This window comes from Pseudomonas sp. S1_G07 (assembly GCF_054668565.1).
The window spans coordinates 680875-692976 of the sequence record NZ_CP162778.1; the positions used below are offsets into that span (position 1 = coordinate 680875).

A 12102-nucleotide genomic window follows, 5' to 3' on the forward strand; every position below is an offset into this window, starting at 1 on the left:
GATATTCATCTGTCAGGGCAAGCATGGCAAGCTACGCGACCTTCGAGGATAGATCTGAATGCGACAGCCCTACCGTACCGCCCTGTTCGCCAGCCTGGTCCTGATTCTCTGCGCCGGTGTGCTGTGGGTCGCCTATGACTGGTTCCAGGGCCGCTATCTGCGTGCCTTCAGCGAGCACACGGCGGTATTCTCCGGCGATGCACTGCGCCTGCCCGCCGAACTCAGCGGGCCCGGCCCGATCCGTCTGGTGCACTTCTGGGACCCGGCCTGCCCGTGCAACGTGGGTAACCAGCAGCACCTGGGCGAGCTGATCGAACAGTATGCGCCCCAGGGGGTCGAGTTCTACGCCCTGCAAAAGCCCGGCAGCCACGGCCAACTGCCCGACAACCTGCGCGCCCTGAAACCCCTCACCGCCCTGCCCGGCGCCGACCAGGTACCGGCCAGCCCGGCCGTGGGCATCTGGGATCGCAACGGCAAGCTCGCGTATTTCGGGCCGTACAGCGAAGGGCTGACGTGCAATGCCAGCAACAGCTTCATCGAGCCGATCCTCAAAGCCCTTGCAGCCGGGCGCGAGGTGAATGCCACGCACACCCTGGCGGTCGGCTGCTATTGTTCGTGGCCAAGCGGTTTGTAACTCGTCACTCCATTTTGCCAAGGAATATTCATGAAGCGCGTCTTGCGGACTCTCGCGGTTCTGCTGGCACTGGTCGCCCTCGGCGCCGGCTGGTACGTCTACAGCAAGCAGCCCACCCGCCAGGGCACGGTCACACTGGCCAACCTGCAAGGCTCGGTCACGGTGCGCTACGACGACCGTGGCGTGCCGCATATTCGCGCCGAGAACGAGGCCGACCTGTATCGCGCCCTGGGCTATGTGCAGGCCCAGGACCGGTTGTTCCAGATGGAGATCATGCGTCGCCTGTCCCGTGGCGAGCTGGCCGAAGTGCTGGGGCCCAAGCTGCTGGAAACCGACAAGCTGTTTCGCAGCCTGCGCATTCGTGAGCGTGCCTCGAGCTACGTGCAACACATGGACCCTGACTCGCCAGCGTGGAAGGCGCTGCAAGCCTACCTGGACGGCATCAACCAGTATCAGGACAGCCACGCCAGCCCGATGGAATTCGACGTGCTGGGCATCCCCAAGCGTCGGTTCACCGCCGAAGACACCATCAGTGTCGCCGGTTACCTGGCCTACAGCTTTGCCGCCGCGTTTCGTACCGAGCCATTGCTGACCTACATACGCGACCAGTTGGGCAGCGACTACCTGAGCGTCTTCGACCTCGGCTGGCAACCCAAGGGCGCGCTCAACCTGGCCGCCAGCGACTGGCAAAGCCTTGGTGCCCTCGCCGCCCTGAGCGACCAGGCCCTGGCCGATCACGGCCTGCCGCAGTTCGAAGGCAGCAACGCCTGGGCCATCAGCGGCAGCCGCACCCAAAGTGGCAAACCGTTGCTGGCGGGTGACCCGCACATCCGTTTCTCGGTGCCGTCGGTGTGGTACGAGGCGCAGCTCTCGGCGCCGGGCTTTGAGCTGTACGGCTATCACAACGCGCTGGTACCGGTGGCGTTCCTGGGGCACAACCTGGATTTCGGCTGGAGCCTGACCATGTTCCAGAACGACGACCTCGACCTGATCGCCGAGAAGGTCAACCCGGCCAACACCAACCAGGTCTGGTACCACGACCAGTGGGTCGACATGACCAGCAGCGAGCAACAGATCGCCGTGAAGGGCCAGGCACCGGTGACCCTCACCCTGCGCCAGTCGCCCCACGGGCCGATCATCAATGATGTGCTCGGCGAGAGCGCCGGCAAGACGCCTATCGCCATGTGGTGGGCGTTCCTCGACACCCAGAACCCGATCCTCGAAGGCTTCTACCAGCTCAACCGCGCCGACACCCTGGCCAAGGCCCGTGCGGCGGCGGCCAAAGTCTCGGCGCCGGGGCTGAATATCGTATGGGCCAATGCCAAGGGCGACATCGGCTGGTGGGCGGCGGCGCAGCTGCCGATCCGCCCGGCCGGCGCCAACGCCGGGTTTATCCTCGATGGCAGCAGCGCCCAGGCCGACAAGCTGGGCTTCTACCCCTTCAGCGCCAACCCCCAGGAAGAAAACCCGGCGCGCGGTTACGTCGTGTCGGCCAACGCCCAGCCGGTATCGCCCACCGGCATGGAGATCCCCGGCTATTACAACCTGGCCGACCGTGGCCAGCAGTTGAACGCGCAGTTGAGCGACACCCGCGTGAAGTGGGATGTGGATAACAGCCAGGCCCTGCAACTGGGCACCACCACCGCGTTCGGCCCGCGCCTGCTGGCGCCGTTGTTGCCAGTGCTGCGCGAGGTGGTCAAGGACCCGGCCCAGTTGAAGCTGGTGGAACAGCTTGCAAGCTGGAAGGGTGACTACCCGCTGGATTCCACCAGCGCCACGCTGTTCAACCAGTTCCTGTTCAACCTGGCCGATGCGGCCTTCCAGCCCAAGCTGGGTGACGCCATGTTCAAGACCCTGCTCAGCACCCGCGTGATCGACGCCGCCTTGCCGCGCCTGGCCGCCGACCCGACCTCGCCCTGGTGGGACGCCAAGCGCGCCGACACCGTCAAGCTTGCCTGGGACAACAGCCTGGCGCATTTGAAGGCGACCTTCGGCGATGACCCCGCGCAGTGGCAGTGGGGCAAGGCGCATACCCTGACCCATGGCCACCCGCTCGGCTCACAGAAACCCTTGGACCTGATCGTCAATGTCGGCCCCTTCCCCGCCCCCGGCAGCCACGAAGTGCCCAACAACCAGTCGGCCGCCATTGGCCCGGCGCCGTGGCCGGTGACCTACGGCCCCTCGACCCGCCGCCTGATTGACTTCGCCGACGCGGCCCACGCCCTGACCATCAACCCGGTGGGGCAAAGCGGTGTACCGTTCGACAAGCACTATGGCGACCAGGCCGAGACCTATATCGAAGGTGGCTACGAGCAGGCGCATTTCACCGATGAGGAAGTGACCGCCAACACCCGTGGCACGCTGAAGCTGCTGCCAGCACGCACTCTGCGCTAACCCTTTCTGTAGGAGCGAGGGGGACGCCTAGTTCTTGCTCGCGAAGGTCGTTAACGATAACGCGTAAAGCCAGAATGAACGCGGTGCCCATGGGTTTCTCGCGAGCAAGCTCGCTCCTACAGTGTGCTCGTTGCGCGAGCCTGCACCGGCACCGCAAAGTTGAGCCTGAACTGTTGCGGCGTCACGCCCAGGCGGCGGTTGAACACGCTGCGCATATGCTGGGCATCGCGAAACCCGCATTGGTAGGCCACGGTCTTGAGCGGCGCGTGGCTGCTTTCGAGCATCACCCGCGCCGCGTCCACCCGCGCTCGTTCGACAAACTCCGCCGGTGTTATCCGTGCTTCACGGGCAAATACCCGGGAGAAGTTGCGCGCACTCATATGGGCGGCCTTGGCCAGGTCAGCGATGGTCAAATCCCCGGTCAGGTTTGCTAATACATGCAGCTGCACCTGCGCCACCGCCGAGGTGGTTTCGGCATGGGGTGTGAGGAACGGGCTGAACTGCGACTGCCCGCCCGCACGCTGGGTAAACACCACCAGGCGCTTGGCCACGTTCAAGGCGACTTCCGGGCCATGGTCCTGGGCCAGCAGGTACAGCGATAAATCGATGCCCGCCGTGACGCCGGCCGAGGTGTAAAGATTGCCGTCCTGGACGTAGAGGCGGTCGGCCTCGATCTGTGCACGGGGGCACAAACGCGCCAGGCCTGCCGCATCATTCCAATGCGTCGTGACGGTTTTCCCATCCAGTAATCCGGCGCGCGCCAACATGAAGGCGCCGTTGCAGATTGAACCGAAACGCTGCGCCCGAGCGGTTGCGCCACGTAGCCAATCATCGAACTGCGAGCCGAAATCCTCGAAGGGCAACTGCGGGCCACCGGCAACCAGCAGCAGGTCATAGGCTTGCAGGGCTTCGCGGTAGTGTCGGTGAGCCTGCAATGACAAACCGTTGGAGGCGGCCATGGTGCCGTGGCCCAGCCCGATGACCTCTATCTGGTAGTGATCCTGGGGCGGCAGAAAGCGGTTGGCTTCGCAGAACACATCCATGGGGCCGGTCACATCCAGTGACTGGACGCCGGGGAAGATCAGGATAGCGACGGTCTTGCGCATGGGAAAACCTTATAGCTCGGGCTGGCGCAAACCCCTGTGGGTTGGCTTGCCTGCGATGCAGACGACTCGGTTCATCAGGTATACCGAGGTGATGCTATCGCAGGCAAGCCAGCTCCCACATTTGATCGTTTAGGCCTTTGGCACGATGTCGCGGCAGATTGGCCGGGATCGCACCCTCGTCACCATGGCCGCTTCACCTGTACGCGACCAGACTGGCTGCTTTCCAGAGGAGAGCCACCATGAGCACCACCATCGCCGGCATCAAGATCCCGGACAGCGCCCTGGCCAAGGCCGCTACCGAGTACATCCGCGACGTCGAATCCGACCTGCTCTACCACCACTCCCGCCGGGTGTTCCTGTTCGGCGCGTTGAGCGGTGAACGCAAACAACTGGCCTACAACCCGGAACTGCTGTACGTCGGCGCGATGTTCCATGACCTGGGCCTGGTAGAAGGCCATCGCAGCGACGACGAACGTTTCGAAGTGGACGGCGCCAACGCGGCGGCGGCCTTTCTCCAGCCTTACGGGCTGAGCGACGACGATATCGAACAGGTGTGGTTGTCCATCGCCCTGCACACCACGCCGGGCGTGCCACAACACCTGCGCCCGACCGTGGCGCTGGTAACGGCCGGCGTCGAAATGGACGTGCTGGGCATGGACTACGCCGCGTTTACCGCCGTGCAGCGCGAAGCAGTGGTGCATGCACATCCACGGGGTGAAGGGTTCAAGGAGTGCATCATCTGCGCGTTCGCCGACGGCTTGCGCCATCGCCCACAGACCACGTTTGGCAACGTGAAGACGGATGTGCTGGTGGATCAGGAGCCGGGCTTCAAGCCGATGAATTTTGTCGAGGTGATTCGCACGTCGCCCTGGGCCAAATAACCGTTGGTTTGCAATGCAACCCAATGTGGGAGCGGCGGTGCCGCTCCCACAGTTTGATCCGGTTTCTTCAGGTAGACCTGATTAAACCGGTGCAGGCGCCCGGCGCTTGTCCGGCTGTTGCCAGCCATCCGCCGCCGCTTCTTCGATGGCTTGCTGGATCGCCTTCTTGCGCATTTCTTCGGCACGGCGGCTGAAGAACCACACCAGGAAGGTCACCAGCGATACTGCCAGCAGAATCAAACTGGCTACGGCGTTGATCTCCGGTTTAACCCCCAGGCGCACCGCCGAGAAGACTTCCATCGGCAAGGTGGTCGAGCCGGGGCCCGACACGAAGCTGGCCAGCACCAGGTCATCCAGGGACAACGCGAACGACATCATGCCGCCCGCCGCCAGGGAGGGCGCGATCATCGGGATGGTGATCAGGAAGAACACCTTCCATGGGCGTGCGCCCAGGTCCATCGCCGCTTCTTCGATCGACAAATCCAGCTCACGCAAGCGCGCCGACACCACTACCGCCACATACGCCGCACAGAACGTGGTGTGAGCGATCCAGATGGTGACGATGCCCCGCTCCTGGGGCCAGCCGATCATCTGTGCCATGGCCACGAACAGCAGCAACAGCGACAGACCGGTGATCACTTCCGGCATCACCAACGGCGCGGTCACCAGGCCGCCGAACAGCGTGCGGCCCTTGAACTGGTTGATGCGCGTCAGCACGAATGCAGCCAGGGTGCCCAGCGCCACCGCCGCCACCGCCGTATAACAGGCGATTTCCAGGGAGCGCGCCACCGAGCCCATCAACTGGGTGTTGTCCAGCAGGCCCACGTACCACTTGATCGACCAACCGCCCCATACCGTCACCAGTTTGGATTCGTTGAACGAGTAGATCACCAGGATCAGCATCGGCAGGTAGATGAACAACAACCCCGCTACCAGCATGAAGCTTGAGAAACTGACGCGCTTCATATCTTGCCCTCCATCTCTTTGGCTTGGCTGCGGTTAAACAGAATGATCGGCACGATCAGGATCGCCAGCATCACTACCGCCAGGGCGGACGCCACCGGCCAGTCACGGTTGTTGAAGAATTCTTGCCACAACACTTTACCGATCATCAGGGTTTCCGGGCCGCCGAGCAGTTCCGGGATCACGAACTCGCCCACCACCGGGATGAAGACCAGCATGCAGCCGGCGATGATGCCGTTCTTGGACAGCGGCACGGTGATCTTCCAGAAGCTGTTGAAGGTGCTCGACCCCAGGTCCGACGCCGCTTCCAGAAGGCTCTGGTCGTGCTTCACCAGGTTGGCATACAGCGGCAGGATCATGAACGGCAGGTACGAATAGACCACGCCGATGTACACCGCAATGTTGGTATTGAGGATCTGCAGTGGCTCGTTGATCAGCCCGATGGACATCAGGAAACCATTGAGCAAGCCGTTGTTGCTGAGGATGCCCATCCACGCATACACGCGGATCAGGATCGCGGTCCAGGTCGGCATCATGATCAACAGCACCAGCACGGTCTGCATCTCTTTGCGCGCGGTGGCGATGGCATAGGCCATCGGGTAGCCGATCAGCAAACACAGCAGCGTGCTGAAGAACGCCATCTTCAGCGAGCCCAGGTAGGCGGAGATGTACAGCTCATCGCCCGCCAACAACTGGTAGTTGGCCAGGTTCAGCACCAGTTGCAGCTTTTGCTCAACGTAGGTGTAGATCTCGGTGTACGGCGGGATCGCCACGTCGGCTTCGGCAAAGCTGATTTTCAATACGATGAAAAACGGCAGGGCGAAAAACAGGAACAACCACAGGAAGGGAATCCCGATGACCACCTGTTTGCCACTGGGGACGATGCGGTGCAGGCGCCGCTTGAGCTTCTTTGTGTTCATGTGCGAAGTACCACGCCGCTGTCGTCTTCCCACCACACGTAGACCTGGTCACCCCACGTCGGGCGCTGGCCACGACGTTCGGCGTTGGCCACGAAGGACTGCACCAGCTTGCCGCTCGGCAGTTCTACGTAGAACACCGAGTGGCCGCCCAGGTAGGCGATATCGTGCACCTTGCCGCTGGACCAGTTGTGCTCGCAGGTCGGCATTTCGGTGGTCACCAGCAGCTTTTCCGGGCGGATCGCGTAGGTCACCGACTTGTCTTCCACCGAGGTGGCGATGCCGTAGCCCACGTAGATGTCGCGGTCCAGGTCGGGGCACTGGAGCACCGCGTGGCCTTCGGCGTCATCCACCACCTGGGTATCGAAAATGTTGACGTTGCCGATGAATTCGCACACCAGGCGGCTGGTGGGGGTTTCGTAGATGTCGACCGGGCTGCCGATCTGCGCAATCCAGCCCAGGTGCATGATCGCGATGCGCTCGGCCATGGTCATGGCCTCTTCCTGGTCGTGGGTCACCATCACGCAGGTCACGCCGACGCGCTCGATGATTTCGACAAGCTCAAGCTGCATCTGCGAGCGTAGCTTCTTGTCCAGTGCGCCCATCGGCTCATCGAGCAGCAGCAGTTTCGGGCGCTTGGCCAGGGAGCGGGCCAACGCCACACGCTGACGCTGACCACCGGACAATTGGTGCGGCTTGCGCTTGGCGTACTGGCTCATCTGCACCAGCTTGAGCATCTCGGCCACGCGGGCGTCGACCTCGGCCTTGGGGATCTTGTCCTGTTGCAGGCCGAAGGCGATGTTCTGCGCCACGGTCATGTGCGGGAACAGGGCGTAGGACTGGAACATCATATTGATCGGCCGCTCGTAGGGCGGCATGTCGGTGATGTCCACACCGTCGAGGTAGATCCGCCCTTCGGTTGGGCGCTCGAAGCCTGCGAGCATGCGCAGCAAGGTGGACTTGCCCGAACCCGAACCGCCGAGCAAGGCGAATATCTCGCCTTTCTTGATTTCCAGGGACACATCGTCCACGGCAATCGTCTCGTCGAACTTCTTCGTGACCCGGTCGATTTTGACCAGCACCTTTTTCGGTGTCTGGTCGCCCTCGAGGGCTTTCTTATAGGCGCCGGAGGCAACTGCCATTTACGAAACTCCCAAAAAAAGAGTGCGGTTCGCCCGAGGCAGGCGAACCTTGGATAGTTTGAGCCTTACTTGCCCGTCTTAATCTTGGTCCAGCTACGGGTCATTAAACGTTGCACGTTCGGGGGTAACTCGAAGTTGACGAATGTCCGCTCGAGAACCGCCTGCGGTGGGTAAACCGCTTCGTCGGTGCGTATCGATTGCTCCATCAGCTTGTCCGCCCCTGGGTTAGGGTTGGCGTAGCCGACGGTGTCACTGACCTGAGCGATCACCTCAGGTTTCAGTAAATAGTTGATGAAGGCGTGAGCCTCTTTGACGTTGGTGGCATCCTTGGGAATCGCCAGCACGTCAAACCACAGGTTGCCGCCTTCTTTCGGAATCGCGTAGGCGATGTTCACGCCTTTGCCGGCCTCACTCGCACGGGCCTTGGCCTGGAATACATCGCCGGAGAAACCCGCGGCCACGCAGATATTGCCGTTGGCCAGGTCCGAGATGTATTTGGAAGAATGGAAGTAGGTCACGTAGGGCCGCACTTTGAGCAGTTTCTCTTCGGCCTTCTTATAGTCTTCAGGGTTCGTGCTGTTAGGGGACAGGCCCATGTAGTTGAGCACCGCCGGCAGCATTTCATCCGCCGAGTCCATGAAGGACACGCCACAGGTGGCCAGTTTCTTCATGTTTTCGGGTTCGAACAGCACGGCCCAGGAATCGATATGGTCGACGCCCAGCACTTGCTTCACTTTGTCGACGTTGTAACCGATGCCATTGGTGCCCCACAGGTACGGCACAGCGTACTGGTTACCCGGATCGTTCTTTTCCAGGCGCTTGAGCAACGCCGGGTCAAGGTTGGAATAATTAGTCAGCAAGGACTTGTCGAGCTTCTGGAATGCTCCGGCCTTGATCTGCTTGCCGAGGAAGTGGTTAGACGGCACCACCACGTCGTAACCGGTACGCCCGGCCAGTAACTTGCCTTCCAGGGTTTCGTTGGAATCAAACACGTCATACACCGGCTTGATACCGGTGGCCTTTTCGAAGTTGGCCAGGGTGTCGGGGCCGATGTAGTCCGACCAGTTATAAACATGCACAGTCGGTGCCGCCTGCACGCTGACAGCCAGCGTGAGACCTGCGCCTACCAGCAAGGCTTGGCGAAACAAAGAAATTGGCAATGGGAGGTCCTCTTAAATAGTTGGGCCTTAACGTTGTTGCCCGGCAGCAAAACCGGCGCGCAACTTACCCTCGATAAACCGATCCGGCAAAACTTTCTGTCATTTAATTACTGTACGGTTGCCGCTCTTTGTAGGAGCGAGCGTGCTCGCGAAGAACTCACAGGCAACGCGGGCGACCAGAGGCGCTGCGTTATCGTTGACGATTTTCGCGAGCACGCTCGCTCCTACAGGTTTGCGCTTACTTACCCGATTTGATCTTGGTCCAGCTGCGTGTCATTTCACGCTGGGTCGCAGCCGGCAGGTCCGCAATAGCGTAGAGCTTGGCTTGCACATCGGCTGGCGGGTAGATGCCCGGGTCGCTGGTGATGTCTTTGTCGACCAGTGCGGTAGCCTTCTCGTTACCGTTCGGGAAACGCACGCTGTTGGTGATAGACGCCATGACTTCCGGCTTGAGCAGGTAGTTCATGAACTTATAAGCGGCGTCGACGTTTTCGGCATCTTTAGGGATGGCGACCATATCGAAGAAGCTGCCGGCACCTTCTTTAGGAATGTCGTAGGCCACTTTGACCTTGCCACCGGCCTCAGCCGCGCGGGACTTGGCCTGCTGGATGTCACCCGAGTAACCCACGGCCACGCAGATATTGCCGTTGGCCAGGTCGGAGATGTACTTGGACGAATGGAAGTAGCCGACCGAAGGACGGATCTTCAGGAACAACGCTTCGGCTTGCTTGAGGTCGTCTTTCTTCTGGCTGTCGGTTGGCAGGCCCAGGTAGTGCAGCGCGATCGGCAGCATTTCGGTAGGCGAATCGAGGAAGCTCACGCCGCAGCTTTTCAGCTTGGCGATGTTCTCAGGCTTGAGCAGGGTGTCCCAGGAATCGATCTTGTCGACACCCAGCGCAGCCTTGACCTTCTCCGGGTTGTAGCCGATGCCGATCGAACCCCACATGTACGGGAAGGCGTGCTTGTTGTCCGGGTCGCTGACCGACACGGCCTTGAGCAGGGATTTGTTCAGGTTGTCGTAGTTGGACAGTTTGGACTTGTCCAGCTCCTGGTAGACACCGGCCTTGATTTGCTTGGCGAGGAAGTTGTTCGACGGTACGACGATGTCGTAACCGGACTTGCCTGCCAGCAACTTGGCTTCGAGGGTCTCGTTGCTGTCAAAAACGTCGTACACCACTTTAATGCCCGACTCTTTTTCAAAGTTGGCGATGGTGTCCGGTGCTATGTAGTCGGACCAGTTGTAGACATGCAGCACTTTGTCGTCTGCCTGGGCCGCGCCTGCCATTGCCCCCATCAGGGACAAGGCGAGGAGGGTCTTGCCAGCGTTCTTCAAACCTAATGCCTTCATTTGGTGATGCTCCGATTTTTCTTTTTTGGGCCACGTTCTTTATGTTCAGCGCCCCTTCCAGAGGGCAACAAAACAGGGCGACAGTCTGGCAAGTTCAGGGGCCGGCTTTCAACCAAAGCCCCTACATTTATAATTGCCCGGTGCGCTGGGCCCTGAGCCTAGCACTTAGCCCTGCAATGCCGCCAAAGTCAGGTCCAGGCACTTGCGCGCCTTGGTCACCAGCTCGTCGATCTCGTCCTTGCTGATCACCAACGGCGGCGAAATGATCATGGTGTCGCCCACGGCACGCATGATCAGGCCGTTGTTGAAGCAGAAGTTGCGGCAAATCATGCCCACGCCCTTGCCTTCATAGCGCTTGCGGGTGGCCTTGTCTTGCACCAACTCGATCGCACCCAACATGCCCACGCCACGCACTTCGCCCACCAAGGGGTGATCCGCCAGCTCCCTCAGACGTTTCTGCAAATACGGTGCCGTTTCATCGTGAACGCGGTTAACGATTTTTTCATCGCGCATGATGCGGATGTTTTCCAGGGCCACCGCCGCGGCCACCGGGTGGCCGGAGTAGGTGAAACCGTGGTTGAAATCGCCGCCTTCGTTGAGCACGGCCACCACGTCGTCGCGCACGATCAGGCCGCCCATGGGGATGTAGCCCGAGGTCAAGCCCTTGGCGATGGTCATCATGTGCGGCTTGAGGTCGTAGAAATCGCTACCGAACCACTCACCGGTACGACCAAAACCGCAAATCACTTCGTCGGCGACAAACAGGATGTCGTACTTGGCGAGGATTTCCTTGATGCGCGGCCAGTAGCTGTCGGGCGGCACGATCACGCCACCGGCGCCCTGGATCGGCTCGGCAATAAAGGCACCGACGTTGTCCACGCCCAGTTCCAGGATCTTCTCTTCGAGCTGGTTGGCGGCCCACACGCCGAATTCTTCAGGGCTCATGTCGCCACCTTCGCCGAACCAGTACGGCTGGGCGATGTGAACGATGCCCGGGATCGGCAAGTCGCCCTGTTCATGCATATAGGTCATACCGCCCAGGCTGGCGCCGGCCACGGTGGAGCCGTGGTAGCCATTCTTGCGGCTGATGATGGTTTTCTTGTTCGGCTGGCCCTTGATCGCCCAATAGTGGCGGACCATGCGCAACATGGTGTCGTTGCCTTCGGAGCCGGAACCGGTGAAGAACACGTGGTTCATGCCGGCGGGCGCGATGTCCGAAATGGCTTTGGCCAGTTCCAGCACCGGCGGGTGAGCGGTCTGGAAGAACAGGTTGTAGTACGGCAGTTCTTTCATCTGTTTGGCGGCGGCGTCGGCCAGTTCCTCGCGACCGTAACCGATCGCCACGCACCACAGGCCAGCCATGCCGTCGAGGATCTTGTTGCCTTCGCTGTCCCACAGGTAAACGCCATGGGCCTTGGTGATAATCCTTGGGCCTTTCTCTTTCAGTTGCTTGAAATCGCTGAACGGCGCCAAGTGATGATCACTGCTCAAGGCTTGCCATTCACGGGTTTGCGGGTTGTTGCTGGACATACCAATCTCCTAGACTTTTCAGTGAAG

Annotated in this window: 10 protein-coding genes; 3 read left to right on the forward strand and 7 right to left on the reverse strand. The window is 60.9% G+C overall.

The features are described 5' to 3' along the window. The first annotated feature begins 58 nt into the window (after positions 1 to 58). Together AB4O05_RS03225 and AB4O05_RS03230 are read left to right on the forward strand one after the other, a co-directional pair. A complete protein-coding gene (locus AB4O05_RS03225) occupies positions 59 to 634 on the forward strand; it encodes a DUF6436 domain-containing protein (RefSeq protein WP_460133100.1) in 576 nt (191 codons plus the stop codon). A 30-nt stretch (positions 635 to 664) separates the two neighbouring features. Next, the gene (locus tag AB4O05_RS03230; RefSeq protein WP_460133099.1) at positions 665 to 3028 is read left to right on the forward strand and encodes a penicillin acylase family protein; all 2364 of its coding nucleotides are present in this window, start codon (positions 665 to 667) and stop codon (positions 3026 to 3028) included. A 116-nt stretch (positions 3029 to 3144) separates the two neighbouring features. Here AB4O05_RS03230 and AB4O05_RS03235 read toward each other — a convergent pair whose 3' ends face one another. After that, positions 3145 to 4134: a GlxA family transcriptional regulator gene (locus AB4O05_RS03235; protein WP_460133096.1), complete on the reverse strand. Its 990-nt coding sequence runs from the start codon at positions 4132 to 4134 to the stop codon at positions 3145 to 3147. 239 nt (positions 4135 to 4373) lie between these two features. On the opposite strand from AB4O05_RS03235, the gene AB4O05_RS03240 reads away from it, so the two are divergent. Further along, a complete protein-coding gene (locus AB4O05_RS03240) occupies positions 4374 to 5015 on the forward strand; it encodes an HD domain-containing protein (protein ID WP_460133094.1) in 642 nt (213 codons plus the stop codon). Between the two features lie 81 nt (positions 5016 to 5096). On the opposite strand, the gene AB4O05_RS03245 is transcribed toward AB4O05_RS03240, so the two are convergent. The 6 genes from AB4O05_RS03245 to AB4O05_RS03270 form a co-directional block, all read right to left on the reverse strand. Then, complete coding sequence (locus AB4O05_RS03245; protein ID WP_460133092.1) at positions 5097 to 5981, reverse strand: ABC transporter permease subunit; 885 nt, start codon at positions 5979 to 5981, stop codon at positions 5097 to 5099. Continuing rightward, complete coding sequence (locus AB4O05_RS03250; RefSeq protein ID WP_460133090.1) at positions 5978 to 6898, reverse strand: ABC transporter permease subunit; 921 nt, start codon at positions 6896 to 6898, stop codon at positions 5978 to 5980. Before AB4O05_RS03250 ends, AB4O05_RS03245 begins: the two co-directional genes overlap by 4 nt. After that, a complete protein-coding gene (locus AB4O05_RS03255) occupies positions 6895 to 8037 on the reverse strand; it encodes an ABC transporter ATP-binding protein (protein WP_460133089.1) in 1143 nt (380 codons plus the stop codon). Before AB4O05_RS03255 ends, AB4O05_RS03250 begins: the two co-directional genes overlap by 4 nt. Positions 8038 to 8102: 65 nt before the next feature. Continuing rightward, positions 8103 to 9197 (reverse strand): polyamine ABC transporter substrate-binding protein, encoded by a 1095-nt coding sequence (locus AB4O05_RS03260; protein WP_460133086.1) that lies wholly within the window; start codon positions 9195 to 9197, stop codon positions 8103 to 8105. 238 nt (positions 9198 to 9435) lie between these two features. Further along, positions 9436 to 10530 carry a polyamine ABC transporter substrate-binding protein gene (locus AB4O05_RS03265; protein ID WP_460137695.1) on the reverse strand — a complete coding sequence of 365 codons (1095 nt, stop codon included), beginning with the start codon at positions 10528 to 10530 and terminating at the stop codon, positions 9436 to 9438. Positions 10531 to 10710: 180 nt separating this feature from the next. Then, positions 10711 to 12075, reverse strand: a complete 1365-nt coding sequence (locus AB4O05_RS03270; RefSeq protein ID WP_460133085.1) for an aspartate aminotransferase family protein — start codon at positions 12073 to 12075, stop codon at positions 10711 to 10713. Positions 12076 to 12102 lie beyond the last annotated feature (27 nt).